This is a genomic window from Halopseudomonas laoshanensis, from assembly GCF_008365385.1.
In the GTDB taxonomy this organism is placed as follows: domain Bacteria; phylum Pseudomonadota; class Gammaproteobacteria; order Pseudomonadales; family Pseudomonadaceae; genus Halopseudomonas; species Halopseudomonas laoshanensis.
In genome coordinates, this window is sequence record NZ_QOVF01000001.1 from 1,275,452 (window position 1) to 1,296,001 (window position 20,550).

18 protein-coding genes are annotated in these 20,550 nt (G+C 58.4%); 13 read left to right on the plus strand and 5 right to left on the minus strand.

Annotated elements, in window-relative coordinates:
• The first annotated feature begins 48 nt into the window (after positions 1–48).
• Genes modA through DT594_RS05845 form a run of 3 tightly spaced genes read left to right on the plus strand, consistent with a single transcriptional unit; the run spans position 49 to position 2,604 of the window.
• Positions 49–834, plus strand: a complete 786-nt coding sequence (modA, locus tag DT594_RS05835) for a molybdate ABC transporter substrate-binding protein (protein WP_149331767.1) — start codon at positions 49–51, stop codon at positions 832–834.
• 8 nt (positions 835–842) lie between these two features.
• Entirely contained in the window at positions 843–1,517 is a 675-nt protein-coding gene (modB, locus tag DT594_RS05840; RefSeq protein WP_149331768.1) for a molybdate ABC transporter permease subunit, read from the plus strand.
• The gene (locus tag DT594_RS05845) at positions 1,510–2,604 is read left to right on the plus strand and encodes an ABC transporter ATP-binding protein (RefSeq protein WP_149331769.1); all 1,095 of its coding nucleotides are present in this window, start codon (positions 1,510–1,512) and stop codon (positions 2,602–2,604) included. The genes modB and DT594_RS05845 overlap by 8 nt, the downstream gene beginning before the upstream one ends.
• A 77-nt stretch (positions 2,605–2,681) precedes the next feature.
• On the opposite strand, the gene DT594_RS05850 is transcribed toward DT594_RS05845, so the two are convergent.
• Positions 2,682–3,890, minus strand: coding sequence for an acyl-CoA dehydrogenase family protein (locus DT594_RS05850; protein WP_096346566.1), 1,209 nt, complete (start codon positions 3,888–3,890; stop codon positions 2,682–2,684).
• 187 nt (positions 3,891–4,077) lie between these two features.
• Here DT594_RS05850 and DT594_RS05855 point away from each other — a divergent pair, with 187 nt between their 5' ends.
• The 7 genes from DT594_RS05855 (at position 4,078) to DT594_RS05885 (ending at position 12,147) form a co-directional block, all read left to right on the plus strand.
• Positions 4,078–5,019 (plus strand): LysR family transcriptional regulator, encoded by a 942-nt coding sequence (locus tag DT594_RS05855; protein WP_096346567.1) that lies wholly within the window; start codon positions 4,078–4,080, stop codon positions 5,017–5,019.
• A 175-nt stretch (positions 5,020–5,194) separates the two neighbouring features.
• Positions 5,195–5,590: a MerR family transcriptional regulator gene (locus tag DT594_RS05860; RefSeq protein WP_149331770.1), complete on the plus strand. Its 396-nt coding sequence runs from the start codon at positions 5,195–5,197 to the stop codon at positions 5,588–5,590.
• 39 nt (positions 5,591–5,629) lie between these two features.
• A complete protein-coding gene (locus DT594_RS05865; protein ID WP_149331771.1) occupies positions 5,630–6,793 on the plus strand; it encodes an isovaleryl-CoA dehydrogenase in 1,164 nt (387 codons plus the stop codon).
• A 33-nt stretch (positions 6,794–6,826) separates the two neighbouring features.
• Positions 6,827–8,434, plus strand: coding sequence for a carboxyl transferase domain-containing protein (locus tag DT594_RS05870; RefSeq protein ID WP_149331772.1), 1,608 nt, complete (start codon positions 6,827–6,829; stop codon positions 8,432–8,434).
• A 56-nt stretch (positions 8,435–8,490) separates the two neighbouring features.
• Positions 8,491–9,291 (plus strand): gamma-carboxygeranoyl-CoA hydratase, encoded by an 801-nt coding sequence (locus DT594_RS05875; RefSeq protein ID WP_149331773.1) that lies wholly within the window; start codon positions 8,491–8,493, stop codon positions 9,289–9,291.
• A gap of 7 nt (positions 9,292–9,298) precedes the next feature.
• On the plus strand, positions 9,299–11,248 hold the full coding sequence (locus DT594_RS05880) for an acetyl/propionyl/methylcrotonyl-CoA carboxylase subunit alpha (protein ID WP_149331774.1): 1,950 nt from the start codon (positions 9,299–9,301) through the stop codon (positions 11,246–11,248).
• Positions 11,245–12,147 (plus strand): hydroxymethylglutaryl-CoA lyase, encoded by a 903-nt coding sequence (locus DT594_RS05885; RefSeq protein ID WP_149331775.1) that lies wholly within the window; start codon positions 11,245–11,247, stop codon positions 12,145–12,147. Before DT594_RS05880 ends, DT594_RS05885 begins: the two co-directional genes overlap by 4 nt.
• Positions 12,148–12,214: 67 nt before the next feature.
• On the opposite strand, the gene DT594_RS05890 is transcribed toward DT594_RS05885, so the two are convergent.
• From DT594_RS05890 to DT594_RS05900, 3 genes are all read right to left on the minus strand, one after another.
• Positions 12,215–13,672, minus strand: a complete 1,458-nt coding sequence (locus DT594_RS05890; RefSeq protein WP_149331776.1) for an aminotransferase-like domain-containing protein — start codon at positions 13,670–13,672, stop codon at positions 12,215–12,217.
• Between the two features lie 150 nt (positions 13,673–13,822).
• Positions 13,823–14,689 (minus strand): substrate-binding periplasmic protein, encoded by an 867-nt coding sequence (locus DT594_RS05895; protein WP_149331777.1) that lies wholly within the window; start codon positions 14,687–14,689, stop codon positions 13,823–13,825.
• A gap of 67 nt (positions 14,690–14,756) precedes the next feature.
• Positions 14,757–15,392 (minus strand): MiaE family protein, encoded by a 636-nt coding sequence (locus tag DT594_RS05900; RefSeq protein ID WP_149331778.1) that lies wholly within the window; start codon positions 15,390–15,392, stop codon positions 14,757–14,759.
• Between the two features lie 174 nt (positions 15,393–15,566).
• Between DT594_RS05900 and DT594_RS05905 the strand changes: the two genes are divergently transcribed.
• Positions 15,567–16,427 (plus strand): universal stress protein, encoded by an 861-nt coding sequence (locus DT594_RS05905; protein ID WP_149331779.1) that lies wholly within the window; start codon positions 15,567–15,569, stop codon positions 16,425–16,427.
• A gap of 20 nt (positions 16,428–16,447) precedes the next feature.
• On the opposite strand, the gene DT594_RS05910 is transcribed toward DT594_RS05905, so the two are convergent.
• Positions 16,448–16,909: a DUF1289 domain-containing protein gene (locus tag DT594_RS05910; protein WP_149331780.1), complete on the minus strand. Its 462-nt coding sequence runs from the start codon at positions 16,907–16,909 to the stop codon at positions 16,448–16,450.
• Positions 16,910–17,279: 370 nt separating this feature from the next.
• Here DT594_RS05910 and acnB point away from each other — a divergent pair, with 370 nt between their 5' ends.
• Both acnB and DT594_RS05920 read left to right on the plus strand, forming a co-directional pair.
• Positions 17,280–19,889, plus strand: a complete 2,610-nt coding sequence (gene acnB, locus DT594_RS05915) for a bifunctional aconitate hydratase 2/2-methylisocitrate dehydratase (RefSeq protein ID WP_281290886.1) — start codon at positions 17,280–17,282, stop codon at positions 19,887–19,889.
• 156 nt (positions 19,890–20,045) lie between these two features.
• Positions 20,046–20,264, plus strand: a complete 219-nt coding sequence (locus DT594_RS05920) for a YgdI/YgdR family lipoprotein (protein ID WP_149331781.1) — start codon at positions 20,046–20,048, stop codon at positions 20,262–20,264.
• The last annotated feature ends 286 nt before the right edge of the window (positions 20,265–20,550 follow it).

Below are 20,550 nucleotides of genomic sequence, written 5' to 3' on the forward strand. Positions count from 1 at the left end.
GTGGAAGAATGGTAGCGCTTCACCCTCTCTCCTTCCACGGCAGCTTTTATGCTTAAACTCAGTACCTGGCGCACCCTGATAACGGCATCGATCCTTCTGATCTCCGGGTCCGTTTCAGCCGCTAGCAGTCCCCCAGTCATCGCCGCAGCATCAGATCTTCAATTTGCCTTGACTGAGATTGCCGAGGACTTTACCCGGGAGTCAGGCCAGCGGGTCAAGCTAGCCTTCGGATCATCCGGCGTTTTCTATCGTCAGATCATGCAGGGCGGCCCCTTCGAGCTGTATCTCTCCGCGGACGAAGCCTATGTCGAACGTTTAGCCACCAATGGCATGACGCAAGATGCCGGCACCCTGTATGCGCTAGGTCGACTCGCACTGGTGATACCGGATACTGCCGCGCGCAACGCAGACAAACAGCTGGGTGATATGCGCGAAGGAAACGTCGACAGCAGCATTCAGCGCTTTGCGATAGCCAATCCGGAGCATGCGCCTTACGGCCAGCGGGCCGAAGAAGCCCTTCGTCATATCCGGCTCTGGGACATTCTGAAAGATCGCCTGGTACTCGGCGAAAACGTCTCCCAAGCCGCTCAGTTTGTCGCCAGCGGCAACGCTCAGGCAGGCATAGTGGCGTACTCGCTGGCCCTTGCACCGGCACTGCAGGAACACACCAGCATGGCGCTGTTGCCGGCCGCTTGGCACCAACCGCTGCGCCAGCGTATGGTTCTGACGAACAAGGCTGGCCCGGTCAGCGAAGCTTTCTATCAATATATGCAGACGCCTGCGGCCAGGGCGGTGATGCAGCGCTACGGCTTTGATTTGAACAACGGAGAATAAACACACCCATGGATTGGTCGGCTCTCAGATTGTCGCTGGAACTGGCGTTCTGGACACTGGTGATACTGCTGCCCGCCGGTATTCTGATCGGCCGCGCGCTGGCCTGGCACCAGTTCCGCGGCAAGATTCTGGTCGAAGCCTTGCTTGCCCTGCCCCTGGTGTTGCCACCGACGGTGCTGGGTTTTTACCTGCTGCTAGCGATGAGCGCGGACTCACCAGTCGGGCGTCTCTGGCAATCGCTGTTTGGCGCGCAACTGACTTTCTCCTTCAGCAGCCTGCTGATCGCCTCAGTCATCTTCAATTTACCCTTTGCCATCCAGCCAATGCAGCGAGCGTTCGAATCCATACCCCGGGATGTGCGCGAAGCCGCTCGGTGCTGCGGCATGTCGCGCTGGCGCGCGCTGCGCCGCATCGAGCTGCCGCTGGCGTGGCCGGGTATTCTCTCCGCATTGGTGTTGACGTTCGCGCATACGCTAGGCGAATTTGGCGTAGTGCTAATGGTCGGCGGCAATATTCCCGACGAAACCCGCACCATCGCTATCGCCATTTATGATCGGGTCCAGGCCTTTGATGATCTGGGCGCCGGCAGGATGTCAGCCGTTCTACTGTTGATCTCGATTTTGGCCATCAGTCTTTCCTACCTGGCCACGGCGCGGCTTTATCGAGGCCAACGGCATGACTGACGGATTACGTCTGAGCCTGAGCCAGCAGAACGAGATACCGCTTAACGCGACGATCAGTTGCGAACCGGGCAAAGTGACCGCACTGATCGGCCCTTCCGGCAGCGGGAAATCCACCCTGTTACGCAGCATTGCCGGGCTGAACCAGCCACAGGCCGGGACCATCATGTGCGCCGGAGAAACCTGGTTCGACAGCCAAAACCAGATCAACCTGCCGACGCAGGCCCGCAGGATCGGTATGGTTTTTCAGCACTTTGCGTTATTTCCCCACCTAAGTGCCCGGGCCAACATTATCGAAGCCTTGCAGGATCACCCGCGCGCTCAGCGACAGGCCATCGCCGAGTCCTGGCTTGAGCGCGTGCATCTGCATGGTCTGGGTGATCGACTGCCGCACCAGCTGTCCGGCGGGCAGCAACAGCGTGTCGCAGTGGCCCGGGCGCTAGCCCGAGAACCCAAGGTGCTGCTGCTGGATGAGCCTTTCTCGGCGGTGGATCGGCGTACCCGCGAGGCTCTGTACCTTGAGCTGGCAGAGTTGCGCGGCGAGCTACGCATGCCGGTGCTGCTAGTTACCCACGATGTTCAGGAAGCAACCTTGCTGGCTGATCAGATGTGCATCATTTCAGCCGGTAACTGCCTGCAAACCGGCACACCCAACCAGCTATTGCAGGCGCCAGCCAGCGCGCAAGTGGCTCAACTGCTGGGCGCACGAAACCTGTTTCCTGCGCAGATTATCAGTCACACAGCAGACCACAGCCTGCTGCGCTGGCAAAACCTGAGCATCAAGACAAAGCCCTGCCATGAACTTGCCAACGGCGAGCCAGTGGACTGGTTCATACCTGAGACCGGCATACTGCTGATGCCCCTGAATGAAAGACCCGGCACCGCGCTGGACAATCCGGTGGAAGTGATCGTCGAGAGTATCTTGCTGTTGGGTGATGAGTGTCGCGTCACTCTCAAAGCGGGTGACTTCGAGCTGGCCATGCGCGTACCCCAGCATGTCGCCCAGCGCTATGCGTTGGCTGCCGGTCAGCGCCTCCAGGTGCGACTGCGCGGTGAAACGATTCACGCCATGCCGCGCCAGCCTGGTTAACAAAACTACCGTCAGCAGACAGCAAAAAGCCGCCCCCAGGATGTCCCGGGGGCGGCTTTTTTATTGCTATGGCTGTATCAGCGAGCCATGTACTTGCCCAGCTCGTGCTTGCCAATCGCGGCGCGGTGCACTTCATCCGGACCATCGGCCAGACGCAGAGTACGCTGCATGGCGTACATGTGTGCCAGCGGAGTATCTTCCGATACGCCAGCACCACCGTGCATCTGAATCGCACGGTCGATCACGCGCAGCGCAATGTTCGGCGCCACTACCTTGATCTGTGCGATGTCGCTCTTGGCGACCTTGTTGCCCACGGTATCCATCATGTAGGCAGCGTTCAGGGTCAGCAGGCGAGCCTGGTTGATTTCGATACGTGATTCAGCGATCAGGTCGATGTTGCCACCCAGCTGAGCCAGACGCTTACCGAAAGCTTCACGCTCTACCGAGCGACGGCACATCAGTTCAAGCGCACGCTCAGCGGCGCCGATGGAGCGCATGCAGTGGTGAATCCGGCCTGGCCCAAGGCGACCCTGAGCAATTTCAAAACCACGACCTTCACCCAGCAGCACGTTTTCGTAGGGAACGCGCACGTTCTCCAGCAACACTTCAGCGTGGCCGTGCGGAGCATCGTCATAGCCGAATACAGGCAGCGGACGAATCACTTTCAGACCGGGGGAATCCATGGGTACCAGGATCATCGAGTGCTGCTGGTGACGCGGCGCATCGGGATTGGTCAGACCCATGAAGATCATGATCTTGCAGCGCGGATCGCAGGCGCCGGAGGTCCACCACTTGCGGCCGTTGATGACCCACTCGTCACCTTCGCGACGGGCGTTGGCCTGCATGTTGGTTGCATCGGAAGACGCCACGCCCGGCTCGGTCATACCGAAGCAGGAGCGGATCTCGCCAGCCAGCAGCGGCTTGACCCAGCGCTCTTTCTGCTCTTCGTTGCCGTAGCGAACGATGGTTTCCATGTTGCCGGTATCCGGCGCGCTGCAGTTGAAGGCTTCGGAAGCCAGACCGGAACGGCCCATCAGCTCGGCCAGCGGTGCGTATTCCAGGTTGGTCAGGCCGGCGCCCAGCTCGGACTCGGGAAGAAACAGGTTCCACAGGCCAGCAGCGCGGGCCTTGACCTTGAGTTCTTCGACAATGGCGGTAGGCTGCCAGCGATCACCTTCATTTACCTGTTGGTGAAAGATGTGCTCGGCGGGGAACACGTGCTCCTGCATGAATGCGTCAACGCGTTCGCGGAGGTCATTAACCTTGGGTGAGTATCCAAAATCCATAGTTGCGGGCCTTTTTTGATGACGATGGTGTAGCGACCCTGATGATGCTAGATGAGGCTCCCCGAATTATCTAACCTATTTTCTGCGTGTATAAAGCCGTATAAGCAATATATACTTCACTTATTATGATTGGGTGATGTCTCGAAGTGAGTCACCTTGCCGAAGCCCTACCGAAGGACACGTTGCGATGAACCTCAGTAAAGTCGACTTGAACCTGTTCATTGTATTTGATGCCATCTATACCGAAGCCAATCTGACCCGCGCCGGACAGATTGTTGGCATCACCCAGCCTGCAGTGAGCAACGCCCTCGCCCGTCTGCGCGAGACCTTCAATGATCCGTTGTTCGTCAGAACCGCCCAGGGCATGGTGCCTACACCCATGGCGCAGAACATCATCACGCCGGTGCGCCACGCCCTGCAATTGCTGCGCGTATCTGTGCAAGAAAGCCGAAGCTTCAATCCCGATCAGGCGACCAAGACCTACCGTATCAGCATGACCGATTTGACCGAGGCGGTAATTTTGCCTCACCTGGCGTCACGTATTCGCCGCCTGGCTGCCAACATCAACATCGACAGCTTCCTGACCAAGCGCCGTGAAACGACCAAGGAACTGGCTGCAGGTCGCCTGGATTTCGCTATCGATGCGCCGCTGAATACCGATACCCAGGTGCGTCACGTCAAACTGTTCGAAGACCGCTACGTCTGCGTTATGCGCCGCGACCATCCGCTGACCGCAAAAACCAAGATCACTCTGGATGATTACCTCAGCCAATCGCACATCCATATCTCCAGCCGCCGCAATGGCTTGGGGCATGTGGATCTGTCGTTGGGCAAAATCGGCCTGCAGCGCCGCGTGGTATTGCGCTCGCAGCATTACCAGATGGCGCCACTGGTGCTGGAATCAACCGACATGGTCATGACGGTGCCCGAGCGCTTCGCCCGCCGGCATCAGCTGCATTACTCCGAGCTGCCAATCGACGACGTGCCACCGATCGAAACGCACCTGTTCTGGCACGAAAGCACCGACCAGGATCCGGCCAACCGCTGGATGCGTGAACAGATCATAGAGCTGTCGCAGCAGCTGGAACGCAAGATCATGCGCGAGCGCGAAGCCGCCGCCACCGAGTAATTTTCAAGCAGAGCCGCAGGTGTTTAGCCTGCGGTTCTGACAACTGCCTCCCCCATTTTCTGCCTCCCCATTCAATTTCGTCATTCAGCATCGACATCCCCCACCAATGATCAATTGACAGAGTTCGCACGCTTCTTTACGTTAACGTAAAGGTTAACCAAAGGACTGTCCGCCCATGACCAGCTACTCCATCTCCGATCTCGCCCGCGAACTGGATATCACCACCCGTGCGATACGTTTCTACGAGGAACAAGGGCTGTTAAGCCCAGAGCGCCGCGGTCAGGAAAGAATCTACGCCGCCCGCGACAAGGTCACTTTGAAATTGATTCTGCGGGGCAAACGCATTGGCTTTTCTCTGGCCGAGTGCCGTGAACTGATCAGCCTCTATGACCCGGCCGGCGGCAACCATAAGCAGTTGCAAACCATGCTCGACAAGATTACCGAACGCCGCGCGCAGCTGGACCAGCAAATGCTCGATATTCAGCAGATGCAGATCGAACTCGACACCGCCGAAGAACGCTGCCACGCGGCACTGATCAGCGCCCGCGCTGGCCAACCGGTTAGCGCTTGAGCCTCGCCCCGACAACAACAATGCTGCACAGGTGACCACATGCATTACAGCTCTTTGAACTTCGGCCTGGACGATACCGTGAACATGCTCCGGGAGCAGGTCCAGGCCTTCTGCCGCAGTGAACTTGCACCGCGCGCCGCGCAGATCGACAAGGACAATCTGTTCCCCGCCGAGATGTGGCGCCGATTTGGTGACATGGGATTACTCGGCATTACCGTCAGCGAAGAGTTTGGCGGTGCCGGCCTGGGCTACCTGGCGCATGTGGTGGCCATGGAGGAAATCAGTCGCGCCTCTGCCTCCGTCGGGCTTTCCTACGGCGCCCACTCCAATTTGTGCGTGAACCAGATCAATCGCAATGGCAGCCAGGAGCAGAAAGCCCGCTACCTGCCCGGACTGATCAGCGGTGAGTATATCGGCGCGCTGGCGATGAGTGAACCGAACGCCGGCTCGGATGTGGTGAGCATGAAACTGCGCGCCGACAAGCGTGGCGAGAATTACGTGCTAAACGGCACCAAAATGTGGATCACCAACGGACCGGATGCGCATGTGTATGTGATCTACGCCAAGACCGAGCCGGAAAAGGGCCCCCACGGCATCACCGCCTTTATTGTCGAACGCGATTGGGCTGGCTTCTCCCGCGGGCCCAAATTGGACAAACTGGGCATGCGCGGCTCCAACACCTGCGAACTGATCTTCGACAACGTCGAAGTGCCCGCGGAAAACGTGCTGGGCACTGTCAATGCAGGCGTCAAGGTGCTGATGAGCGGCCTGGACTACGAGCGCGTGGTGCTGTCCGGCGGCCCGGTTGGCATCATGCAGGCCTGCATGGACGAAGTGGTGCCCTATATCCACGACCGCAAACAGTTCGGCCAGAGCATCGGCGAATTCCAGCTGATCCAGGGCAAGGTGGCGGACATGTATACCCAACTCAACGCCAGCCGCGCTTACCTCTATGCGGTGGCCCAGGCCTGTGACCGCGGCGAAGCGACACGCAAGGACGCCGCCGGGGTGATTCTCTATACCGCCGAGCGCGCCACTCAGATGGCCCTGGAAGCGATCCAGATTCTCGGCGGCAATGGCTATATCAATGACTACCCCACCGGCCGATTACTGCGTGACGCCAAGCTCTATGAAATTGGTGCTGGCACCAGCGAGATACGGCGGATGTTGATTGGCCGGGAGCTGTTTAATGAAACGCGCTGAGTTCAGCGGCAAGCAGCTTCGGGAGGCAGTGCTATGAGTGTACTGCGTACCCAGCTCAACCCAGCGGCGGCGGATTTTGCCAGCAACCGTGATGCCATGCGCCAACTGGTGGACAATCTGCAAAGCCTGTTGAACAAGGTCGCTGAAGGCGGTGGCGCAATGGCGCAGGAGCGGCACTTGTCGCGCGGTAAGCTGCTGCCGCGCCAGCGTATCGATACATTGCTGGATGCCGGCTCGCCCTTTCTGGAAATCGGTCAGTTGGCCGCGCATGAGGTTTACGGCGAAGACGTACCAGCGGCGGGGATCATTGCTGGCATCGGCCTGGTGGAAGGCGTGGAATGCATGATCGTCGCTAACGATGCCACGGTCAAAGGTGGCTCCTACTATCCGCTGACGGTAAAGAAACACCTGCGCGCACAGACCATCGCCCAGCAGAACCGCTTGCCCTGTATCTATCTGGTTGATTCGGGGGGTGCCAACCTGCCCCGTCAGGATGAAGTCTTTCCGGACCGCGAACATTTCGGCCGCATCTTTTTCAACCAGGCCAATATGAGTGCTCAGGGCATTGCGCAGATTGCCGTGGTCATGGGCTCCTGCACCGCCGGTGGCGCCTATGTGCCGGCGATGGCGGATGAAGCCATCATGGTCCGTGATCAGGCAACCATCTTTCTCGCTGGCCCACCGCTGGTCAAAGCCGCGACCGGTGAAGTGGTCAGCGCCGAAGAGTTAGGCGGCGCCGATGTGCATTGCAGAACCTCAGGTGTGGCCGACCATTACGCCGAGAATGACGAACACGCCCTCGCCCTCGCCCGCCGCTGTATTGCCAATCTGAACTGGCGTAAACAGGGCGAACTGAATCTGCGCGCGACCATCGAGCCACGCTACCCGGCAGAAGATCTATACGCGATAATCCCAGCCGATCCCAAGCAGCCCTTCGATGTGCGTGAAGTGATCGCCAGGCTGGTGGATGACAGCCAGTTCGATGAATTCAAAGCGCTGTATGGCACCACGCTGGTGTGCGGTTTCGCGCATTTGCATGGGCATCCAGTAGCGATTCTGGCCAACAACGGCATCCTGTTTGCCGAGTCGGCGCAAAAAGGCGCGCACTTTATTGAGCTAGCCTGCCAGCGCGGCATTCCGCTGGTGTTCCTGCAGAACATCACCGGTTTTATGGTCGGACAGAAATACGAAGCTGGCGGTATTGCCAAGCACGGCGCCAAGCTGGTGACCGCTGTTGCCTGTGCTCAGGTGCCGAAATTTACCGTGATCATTGGTGGCAGCTTCGGTGCCGGGAACTACGGCATGTGTGGCCGCGCCTATGATCCGCGCTTCCTGTGGATGTGGCCCAACGCACGGATCTCGGTGATGGGAGCCGAACAGGCCGCCGGTGTGCTGGTGCAGGTCAAGCAGGAACAGGCCGAGCGCAGCGGTACTACCTTCACTGAAGAACAGCAGGCACAGCTGCGCGACCCGATTCTGGAGCAATACGAGCGCCAGGGGCATCCTTATTATTCCAGCGCCCGGCTCTGGGATGACGGCGTGATCGACCCGGCCCAGACCCGTGACATACTCGGGCTTGCGCTGTCCGCCTCATTGAACGCGCCAATAGCCCAGACCCGCTTTGGGGTCTTCAGGATATAAGCGCGGCTGAAACGTCCAGCTTCAGACCAAAAACACCCTATTACACAGAGAACCACATGCCCGACTTCAATACCCTGCAACTTGAGTTCTCCACCAGCGGCATCGCCACGCTCTGGCTTAATCGGCCGGAGAAGAACAATGCGTTCAACGCCGAGATGATTCGCGAGCTGCTGTTGGCCTTTGACGAAGTCGAAGCGCGACCGGAGCTGCGTTTTATGTTGCTGCGCGGCCGCGGCAAACACTTTTCCGCGGGGGCAGATCTGACCTGGATGCAGGAAAGCGCCAAGCTGGATTACAACGCCAATCTGAACGACTCGCGTGAACTGGCGCAAGTAATGGCCAGCCTCTATCAGCTGAAACTGCCAACGTTGGCGGTAGTGCAAGGTGCGGCCTTTGGCGGCGCGTTGGGGCTGATCAGCTGCTGCGATATGGCTATCGGCAGTAAAGATGCGCTGTTTTCTCTCTCGGAAGTGCGCATTGGCATTCTCCCGGCGGTGATCAGCCCTTATGTGGTCAAGGCGATTGGCGAACGTGCCGCGCGACGTTACGCTCTGACCGCCGAACGCTTCGACGGCCTGCGTGCAGAACAGCTTGGATTACTCGCCGCCACCTACCCCGCTGACGCCTTGGACCAAGCAGTAGCAGACTGGACGGCCAACCTGCTACTCAACGGCCCCGCCGCGATGCGCGCGACCAAAGCGCTGATGCAGGAGGTCAAACACGGCGAACTGACCACGGCTCTACGCCGCTATACCGAAGCCTCCATCGCTCGGGTGCGCGTTAGCCCTGAAGGGCAGGAAGGGCTGACGGCGTTCCTCGACAAGCGCAAGCCGAGCTGGCAACAGAATCAGGAATAGGCCCACGATGAGCACACCCATCACCACGTTGTTGGTCGCTAACCGCGGCGAAATCGCCTGCCGCATCATGCGCACCGCCAAGGCCATGGGTATTCGTACCGTGGCCGTGCACAGCGAGATAGACCGCCACGCAAGACATGTACGTGAAGCGGATATGGCTATCAATCTCGGCGGCGCCAAACCCGCTGACAGCTATCTACGCACCGAGCTGATTCTGGCGGCGGCGCTCACATCCGGAGCTCAGGCAATACACCCAGGCTATGGCTTTTTGTCCGAGAACGCCGATTTTGCGAGGGCGTGCGAAAGCCAAGGGCTGATCTTTATCGGCCCGCCGGCCAGCGCCATCGATGCCATGGGCAGCAAATCTGCCGCGAAGAATCTAATGGAGAAAGCTGGCGTGCCGTTGGTGCCCGGCTACCATGGCGAAGACCAAAGCCTGGAGTGCTTCCGCCGTGAAGTTGCATCGATGGGCTATCCGGTGCTGCTCAAGGCGGTGGCGGGCGGCGGCGGCAAAGGCATGAAAGTAGTGGAAAGCGATGCCGAGCTGGCTGATGCGCTCGAGTCCGCTCAACGTGAGGCCCAGGCCAGTTTTGGCGATAGTCGGATGCTGGTTGAGCGCTATCTGATCAAGCCCCGGCATATCGAGATCCAGGTATTCGCTGATCAGCATGGCCACTGTATTCACCTGAATGAACGTGACTGCTCGATCCAGCGCCGCCACCAGAAAGTCATTGAAGAAGCGCCAGCCCCTGGGCTAAGCCCGGAGTTGCGCGAAGCCATGGGCGACGCTGCAGTAAAAGCCGCACAGGCGATTGGTTATGTAGGCGCCGGCACGGTCGAGTTTCTGTTGGACGAGCAACAACGCTTTTATTTTATGGAAATGAATACCCGGCTGCAGGTCGAGCATCCCGTCACGGAAGCGATCACCGGGCAGGATCTGGTTGCCTGGCAATTGAGTGTTGCCCAGGGCAAGCCGCTGCCATTGGAGCAGGCTCAGGTGCCGCTCAATGGTCATGCGATCGAAGCGCGGCTGTACGCCGAGGATCCCTCCAACGGCTTTCTACCCGCCAGCGGGCGTTTGGCACTTTACCGTGAACCGGCTGACGGGCCCGGTCGACGTATGGATAGCGGCGTGGACCAAGGCGATGACGTCTCCCCCTTCTACGATCCAATGCTGGCGAAACTGATTGCCTGGGGTGAAACCCGCGAAGCGGCTCGCCTCAACCTGCTTGGCATGTTGCGGGAAACGGCCATTGGGGGCTTGCAGACCAATCTGAGCTTCCTGACGGGCATTATCGAACACCCGGCCTTTGCCGACGCGCAGCTGGATACCGGCTTTATTCCGCGCCATGAAACTGCTCTGATCCCTGATCGCCCGACGTTGGACGACGACTTCTGGGCTCTGGCCGGCTGCTCCTGGCTGCTGAGCAAGCGGAAAACACAGCCCATGCCCTCCCCCTGGCAAACACTAAACTCTGGCTGGCGTAGCGGCCTGCGAGCAATCAGCCGACTGCACCTGCGTTGTGGTGAGCAAGATCGACAGCTGGATGTGAATATCACGCCGGACTGTCAGTTTGATCACACAGAGCAAGTGCTGACTGTGATGCAGGATGGCGTCACCCAACGTCACCCCCTGCTGGTCACCGAGCAATCGGTGTTTCTGCGCTGGCATGGCCAGTGGCAGCAACTCGAGGCCTTCGATCCCATCTCCGAAGCAGAGCAGGCTCATCACCACAGCGGTGGTCTTCAGGCGCCGATGAATGGCAGTATTGTGCGCCTGATGGTCCAGGTGGGCGATCAGGTCGAAGCCGGCAGCGTACTGCTGGTACTCGAAGCAATGAAGATGGAGCACAGTATCCGCGCGCCGCACGCAGGCAATATCACCATGCTGTTCTGCAGCGAAGGTGATCTGGTCGCCGAGGGTGCCGTACTGGTCGAGTTGGAGGAGAGCCAATGACATTGCCGCAAAAGGTGCGCCTGGTCGATGTCGGCCCGCGTGATGGCCTGCAGAATGAATCTCAGCCGATCAGCGTGGCCGACAAGGTGCGCCTGGTTGACGATCTGACCGCCGCCGGGCTCAGCCATATTGAGGTAGGCAGCTTTGTATCTCCCAAATGGGTGCCGCAAATGGCCGGCTCGGCTGAGGTGTTCGCGGGTATTCAGCAACGTGCCGGTGTGTCCTATTCGGCACTCACGCCCAATCTCAAGGGCCTGGAAGCCGCCCTTGAGGCTGGCGTGCGAGAAGTCGCCGTATTTGCTGCCGCTTCCGAAGCGTTCTCCCAGCGCAATATCAATTGCTCTATCGCCGAAAGCATCGAGCGCTTCACACCGGTGCTCGAAGCTGCGCAGGCTGCAGGAATCAAAGTGCGCGGTTATATCTCCTGCGTGCTGGGTTGCCCTTATGAGGGCGAGGTCGGTGCAGACCAGGTCGCCGGTATCGCGCGCGATTTGCACGCGATGGGCTGTTATGAGGTGTCGCTGGGAGACACCATCGGCACCGGTACGCCAGGCGCGACGCGTAAAATGATTGAAGCCTGCGCAGTGCATGTTCCGCGTGACCGCCTGGCCGGGCATTTTCATGATACCTACGGCCAGGCGCTGGCGAATATTTATGCCAGCCTGCTCGAAGGTGTCAGCGTGTTCGACAGTTCGGTCGCGGGATTGGGCGGCTGCCCCTACGCCAAGGGCGCGACAGGTAATGTGGCTACCGAAGATGTGCTCTATATGCTCAATGGGCTGGACATTGAAACCGGGATTGATCTGGACTTGCTGGTTGATGCGGGTGCGCGAATCAGCCAGGTGATTGGGCGGGAGAATGGTTCGAGAGTGGCGCGGGCTATATTGGCTGCTCGGTAGTCTACTGAATCTCACGGTTGCACTTTCGCGGCGCCGCCGCCGCGAAAGGCTCTATAATACAAAAATCTTAAGCCACTTCCTCATCAACCTTCTCTACTGCTCTGTTTTTACTCAGCAATCCCTTGGCCAAAACACCCAGCGTCATCACCGCCCGCTCGGTTTCCTGATTCCACGGCACGCCACAGTTCAGCCGCAAGCAATGGTTGAATTGATCGGAATTACTGAACACCGCACCCGGCGCAATGCTGATGCCATGTGCCAGCGCCTGGGTAAACAGCAGCTGAGCATCGATATTACCCGGCAGGCTGACCCACAGAATAAACCCGCCGCGGGGCCGAGTGATCTGCGTGCCTTCAGGAAAGTACTGCTGCACTGCCAGCTGGAAATGGCTGAGATTGCGCCGGTATTCCTGGCGTATATAGCGCAGGTGTCTGTCGTACCCACCGTTCTCCAGGTACGCGGCCACCGCCATCTGGCTGACGCTACAGGCGGACAGCGTGGTAAAGGTCTGCAGCTTCTCGATGGTGTCCTGATGCTTGCCGGCAATCACCCATCCGGTACGTACACCCGGGGAGATGGTTTTGGAGAAGCTTGAGCAATACAGCACGGTATCCGAGCAATCGAACGCCTTGAGCGCTTTGGAGCGGCCCGGGTCGAACATCAGCTCACCATAGATATCGTCTTCCACCACCGGAATACCGCGTTGCGCCATCATGCTCACCAGCTTGCGCTGGCGGTTTTCAGACATGGTAGCGCCCATCGGGTTACCGGCGCGGGTGGTCACTACCAGCGCCTTGATCGGCCATTTTTCCGCAGCTTTTTCCAGCGACTCCAGGCTCAAGCCAGTCTCAGGATCGGTAGGAATTTCGATTACTTTCAAGCCCAGCAATTGGCACAACTGCACCAGGCCGTAGTAACTAGGCGACTCACTGGCAATCAGATCGCCGGGGCTGGTCAGCGCGCGCAGGCACAGTTGCAAGGCTTCCACGCAGCCGTTGGTAATCACGATCTCAGATGGATCAACCACCGCGCCGGCATCACGCATGCGAATCGCAATCTGGCGTCGTAACGGCTCATAACCTGGGCTGAAGATATAGCTATAGGCCTGCCTGCTATGAAAGCGCGTGACCTTGCTCATCTGTTGGTGCAGCGCACGCAGCGGTAAAAATTCGCTCGAGGGTACGGCGGCGCCAAGCGGCATCATATCGCCGCGGCGCGAGAGGCTGAGAATCTCACTGATAATGCCGCTGCGGGTAACCGCGTAAGGCGGCTCGACGCGCGAAATGGGTGGCGTCGGGGCTGTCAATGCGGGGGTCTGATGCACGTAATACCCGGACTGTGGGCGTGCACGAATCAGGCCCTGGTCTTCGAGGGTGGCGTAGGCATGCAGAACCGTGGCGTGACTGACGCCCTTCTGCGTGCTCAGCTTGCGTACTGAGGGCACGCGCTCACCGGGCTGATAAAAACCTTTGTGAATATCGTCGGCCAGCTGACGGGCTATCTGCTGGTATAAAAGGCTGGTCATGGCGTCTCTCCCTGCGTCACTGAATACCCTAACGCAGGGAGGGAACAGTGATCACCGTACAGTTGCTCGAGAATGAGCCTGTACAGAATAGCAAAGCCACCAAGTGTGCAGGTGCAAAAGCTTTAGAAACAAACTGTTCTGCTTAGCAACCTATTCCGCTAACGGCTCCTCTGTAATCGACCCAGGGTCTGGGGCGAACTGACCAGCCCATAGCTCCCGGTATTTTTCCAGCAACCGTCGTGGCTCACCTTTACTGGTAAGGTCCTGCATGTTCTGCGCAAGAATCGCGCGCAATTGCGGTGAGTTGCAGGCCGAATTGTGCGACAGCGTGTAATACAACTGCTCATTGATCAGCGAGCCTTCGAGAATTTCCAGCTCACCTTCGATACCCAGTTGCTGCGCCAGGGCCAATCCCTGGTAGCGCTCATAGATCACGTAATCCACCCGTCCGCGCACCAGCGTCTGAAAGGACTGCTCGATGGACGAGACCTTGTCGATCTGCAAATGGTCACGAGAAAAGGTATCGAAGGCCATGCCGTAGCTGTTATTCAACAGGGTGCTGCCCTTCTTGTCGCGCAGGTCATCCCACCCGCTGTAAGGGAACACCTCCCCTCGCTTGACGAACAGCACGCTCGGTACTTCGACATAGGGCGGGTAAACATAATCCATGAAACCCAGCCGCTCACGGGTCAGAAAGGCTCCTGCGAGCATATCCACCCGGCCGCTGCGAACTTCTTCCTGCGCGCGGGACCAGGGGCCAACATTCAACACTTCCGCCTTGACGCCGGTACCCTCCAACGCCATATCCAGCAGCTCGACGGCAGCACCGGTGAGGTGCTTATCGTCCGCGGGATCAACCCAGAGAATCGGTGGATACTGCGGGTTACCGGTAACGACAATACGCTCACAAACGCCGTTGGCTGCCTGCGCTGCGCCAGCGCTCAGCAGCCCGAGTAACAAGGTGGGCAGTACTAGTGTGCGATGAATCCCAGCTTTGGCCGTTCGCTTGATCGCCATCTGAACTCCTTAAATTGGGGTCTGGAATTCGTATCCAATGCCTCAGTATAGACACTTCACGGCTGATTTATAGCGCTGTGCCTGCCGCGTTCTTCGCAGGTGCATCCAGCGCGCCGCTATGAAATCGGAACTCGGTATCATTTTCCATTACCGCCTGACCTTCCAGCTGCGCAAACAGGGCGATGCGGTCATCAATCGGCCCCTCGGCAAACTGCCGGGCAAGGCCCAGATAGTCCTGATAATGCCGCGCTTCCGACTTCAATAACGAACGATAGAAATCGCCCAGTTCGGCATCCAGGTGTGGCGCCAGACAGGCAAAACGCTCGCAGGAACGTGCCTCGATAAAAGCGCCAACGATGAGCGTATCCACCAACCTGCCGGGCTCGACGGTGCGCACATGCTGGCGCAGTCGCTGGGCGTAATGGCTGGCAGACAGCCCGCGATAAACCACGCCGCGTTTCTGCATAAGCGCAGTCACCTGCTCAAAATGCCGTAGCTCCTCGCGCGCCAGTCGCGACATTTTCTGTAGCAGCACAGGTTTGTCGATGTAACGGAACATCAGGTTGAGCGCCGTTGAAGCCGCCTTCTTTTCGCAATTAGCGTGATCAATCAACAGTTCTTCCGGATGCGCCAGCGCCTGATCGACCCAGGCATCAGGTGTACGGCAGGGCAAAAAATCAATTAATTCTTGCGGCAAATTCATCAGCGTAATCAGGTCTCAAGCAGCGGTAACGGGGGATAAGGGTTTGATTATCCATGACAACTGCAGCGAACGCACCTACCTGGATTGATCCATATCAACAGCGGATACGCGAAAACAGGCTACATTTAAGGAAGAAATCAAAATAGCAACTCACGCGCAGTAACGGAGAAAGCCATGCAAGCGATCAAACGAATTCTCGTCGTCATCGATCCTACCCAGACGGATCAACTGGCACTCAATCGAGCCAAGCTCATAGCCGGCGTTATCGATGCGGAATTGCACCTGTTGGTCTGCGAAGACCGTGACGATCACGTGCGCACTCTGGACAAGCACTGTGCCGACCTCAAGGCCGCAGGCCTAGAGGCCACCTCCAGCCAAGCCTGGCACGGCAACCTTACCGATACCGTCATTCATGTACTGAGCAGCCAGGGCTGCGAGCTGGTGGTGAAACAACATCTGCCGGACAACCCGCTGAAAAAGGCGCTGCTGACACCCGATGACTGGAAGCTGCTGCGCTACTGCCCTGCCCCGGTCCTGCTGGTGAAAACCACTGCGTCCTGGATGAAGGGCAACGTACTGGCGGCGGTGGATGTGGGTAATCACGATGATCAGCACCATGTGCTGCACGACACCATCGTCAGCCACGCCGCTGACATAGTCGAGATGATCAACGGTGATCTGCACCTGGTCAGCGCCCACCCCGCGCCGATGCTCTCTGCGGCCGACCCGATCTATCAGTTACGCGAAAACATTGCCACGCGCTACCGCGATCAGGCCCAACGTTACGCCGAGGCAAACGGGCTGGATCTGGAGCACATGCACATTGCTGAAGGCCCGGCAGACACCTTGATTCCCAAGGTAGCCCGGCAGATTGGCGCCAGCGTCACGGTCATTGGCACGGTCGCACGCAAGGGCATTGCCGGCGCCTTGATTGGCAATACCGCCGAGGTGATCCTCGATCAACTGGATTCAGACATTCTGGTGCTCAAGCCGGAAGATACCCTGGCTCATCTGGAACGGATTCTGGAAAAATAACGGCTCGTCTCCAGCCAGGCTCAGTCGCAGGAGCCTGGCTGGGGAGTAACATGCCGCTGGTAATAGGCCAGCGAAAGATCGAAGAAGGTCTGGTCGATGTCATCGCGCAATTGCTTGAGACTGACGCTGGCATAGGCCGGACGCAACCGTAGCCCGGTACCCTGAACCCCCTCCTCCATGCATCGTGTCAACAAGCGGTACGCCTGGCACGCCAACGGCTGTTCGCTCCAATACACCACCTTGCGTTCGCTCAGCGCCTGATGCAGCGCCAGGCTGGATACAATCTCGATCCGCGCATTTACCACCCGCTCCAGCAACTGCTCCAGGCGCTGCCATACCGCAGCCTTCTCATCGCTGGCGTAGCCATTCCACAGGATGATTTCATGGCTGAAACGCTTGCAGCCCCTGCATACCTGATCGCCGTAAACGGTCGAACACAGCCCGATGCAGGGTGTTTTATCGGTATAGGCGGGGTCAGACATGCACTCTCTCCAGCAGGCAGGACGCACAGGGTAAACCAGGCGGCGCTCTACTTGAACTCTATCAAGGCCGTTTAAACTAAGGTCAAAGGACTTGGCCGCTTAACTTTACCCGGCGCTTACTGTAGAATCAGCCCGCCGTTAGGGCTGTGTGTCAGGCGTCACCGCAACCCCATCCGTATCTGCCGCGCCACCATCAGGTCAGTTACCGGGTTGCCCGCCACCCGCACCAGGCTCATGCCTGCACCCAGCCGTATCCGGCACGTAAGGGGAAGCACTGAATAACTCCCTTCATCAAGCTGTTCAAAGATGCTTATTCAGTGCTTCTCTGGGTCCGTGAGGATGACCGTTCCGCCACAAGCAGAACAGACTGATGAGGGTAATAATTGTGCTTGAAGCCTATCGCAAACACGTAGAAGAACGCGCAGCACAGGGCATCGTGCCCCAGCCGCTGAACGCCGAACAAACCGCCGGTCTGGTTGACCTGCTGAAAAATCCACCGGCTGGCGAAGAAGAGTTTCTGCTCGATCTGCTGACCAACCGTGTACCCCCGGGCGTAGACGAAGCTGCCTACGTCAAGGCTGGCTTCCTGTCCGCCGTCGCCAAGGGCGAAGTCTCCTCTCCACTGCTGACCAAACTGCGTGCCGTTGAGCTGCTGGGTACCATGCAGGGTGGCTACAACATCGTCACCATGGTTGAGCTACTGGACAATGAAGAGCTGGCCGCAGCCGCTGCCAAGGAACTCAAGCACACGTTGCTGATGTTCGATGCCTTCCATGACGTTGCCGACCGCGCGAAAAAGGGCAATGCCCACGCCAAGGAAGTGCTGCAATCCTGGGCCGATGGCGAGTGGTTCACCAACCGCCCCGCCGTAGCCGAGAAAATCAGCCTGAGCGTATTCAAGGTGCCTGGCGAAACCAACACCGACGACCTGTCACCCGCTCCGGATGCCTGGTCACGCCCTGACATCCCGCTGCACGCTCTGGCCATGCTGAAAATGGCCCGTGACGGTATCGTGCCGGACGAGCAAGGCGCCATCGGTCCGCTGAAGATGATCGAAGAGGTCAAATCCAAAGGCTTCCCGGTTGCTTACGTCGGTGACGTAGTCGGTACTGGCTCCTCGCGTAAATCTGCCACCAACTCGGTATTGTGGTTCTTCGGCGACGACGTTCCTTACGTGCCGAACAAGCGCGCAGGCGGCTTCTGCTTTGGTAACAAGATCGCTCCTATCTTCTACAACACCATGGAAGATGCCGGCGCACTGCCGATCGAGTTCGATGTCAACGACATGAACACCGGCGACGTTATCGACGTCTACGTTTATGACGGCAAGGTATGCAAGCACGGTACTGACGAAGTCATCACTACTTTCGAACTCAAGACTCAGGTTCTGCTCGATGAAGTACGCGCCGGTGGCCGTATTCCGCTGATCATTGGCCGTGGCCTGACCGACAAGGCTCGCGCCGAACTGGGTCTGCCGCAAGCTAACCTGTTCCGCATGCCCGACGTACCCGCTGCCAGCACCAAGGGTTTCACCCTGGCGCAGAAGATGGTCGGCAAGGCTTGTGGCGTAGAAGGCGTTCGCCCTGGCACGTACTGCGAGCCGAAGATGACCACTGTGGGTTCACAGGACACCACTGGCCCGATGACCCGTGACGAGCTGAAAGACCTGGCTTGCCTGGGCTTCTCCGCTGACCTGGTAATGCAGTCGTTCTGTCACACCGCGGCTTACCCCAAGCCCATCGACGTGACCACGCACCACACGTTGCCTGACTTCATCCACAACCGTGGTGGTGTTGCACTGCGTCCTGGCGACGGCATCATCCACAGCTGGTTGAACCGCATGCTGCTGCCTGACACCGTCGGCACCGGTGGCGATTCGCACACCCGCTTCCCGATGGGCATTTCCTTCCCGGCCGGTTCCGGCCTGGTTGCCTTTGCTGCGGCCACTGGCGTTATGCCGTTGGACATGCCGGAATCCGTTCTGGTGCGCTTCAAGGGTGAAATGCAGCCCGGTATCACCCTGCGTGATCTGGTGCATGCAATCCCCTACTACGCAATTCAGGAAGGTCACCTGACCGTTGAGAAGAAAGGCAAGAAGAACGTCTTCTCTGGCCGTATTCTCGAGATCGAAGGTCTGGACCACCTGACTGCCGAGCAGGCATTCGAACTGTCTGATGCGTCTGCCGAGCGTTCTGCTGCCGGCTGTACCATCAACCTGAGCGAAGAGTCGGTTGCCGAGTACCTGAAGTCCAACATCGTCCTGCTGCGCTGGATGATTGCCAACGGTTATCAGGACCCACGTACCCTGGAGCGTCGCGCCCAGGCCATGGAAGCCTGGCTGGCTGAGCCGAAGCTGATGAAAGCTGACGCCGACGCCGAATACGCCGCCGTGATTGAAATCGATCTGGCCGACGTAAAAGAGCCCGTTCTGTGTGCGCCGAACGATCCGGACGATGCCCGTCTGTTGTCTCAGGTAGCTGGCGAGAAGATTGATGAAGTCTTCATCGGCTCCTGCATGACCAACATCGGTCACTTCCGCGCCGCCGGTAAACTGCTGGAGAAAAACAAGGGTGCCTTGCCGACCCGTCTGTGGCTGGCTCCGCCAACCAAAATGGATCAGTTCCAGCTGACCGAAGAAGGCTACTACGGCATCTACGGCAAAGCTGGTGCGCGCATGGAAATGCCTGGCTGCTCGCTGTGCATGGGTAACCAGGCACGTGTGGCTGCCAAGTCCACCGTGGTTTCCACCTCCACACGGAACTTCCCGAACCGTCTGGGTGATGGCGCCGATGTGTACCTGGCCTCTGCCGAGCTGGCTTCGGTTGCTTCGATTCTGGGTCGCCTGCCGACCGTTGAGGAATACATGGGCTACGCTGCTGAACTCAACAGCATGTCCGCCGATATCTATCGCTACATGAACTTCAACGAAATCGAGTCTTACCAGAAAGCCGCAGCGTCCATTCCGGTCGCTCAGCTGTAAGCAACAAGCAAGTCAAAAACCCCGCCTCGTGCGGGGTTTTTTTATGCCTGCAAGGCCCTGCCAAAGGGCCTACAGAGCAACTCGATTGAACGTTTTAAAATCTCTTGGGTCAATAATTCTGACAATTTGGAACAACCTAATGTGAGAGAACACGATATGAAGAAATCCATTCTGGCGAGTATTTGCGCTCTTGGCATGCTGACCCTGGTTGGTTGTGCCAGCGATTATGTAATCAGCACCAACGATGGCCGCATGATCGATAGCCAGGACAAGCCCGAGATCGACGAAGACACCGGCATGATCATGTACGAGGACGAAGAAGGCCGGGAAAATCAGATCCCGCAATCTGACGTCAAGGAAATCAAGGAGCGCTGAGTTTCGCCAGCCTTCTCAACCGCCGCCCACTCAGTGGCCGGCGGTTTTTTGTTCTTTACGGTTTAGGAAATGGCAGCAACATGAAGGTCAAAATAGATTCCCGCCTGCGCGGGAATGACGGGGTTTGGAGTACCCTTGGGTACAGGAGTGAGGCACGCTAGATATCCTGGGGGCGATGCGGCCGCAACCTCGTCATCCTCGCGAACGCGGGGACCCATTTTTCGAGCTTAAGGGCCTGGAGCCGAACCTATGATGCAGCTCGGAGTCGATTTCCGCATGAGCATTA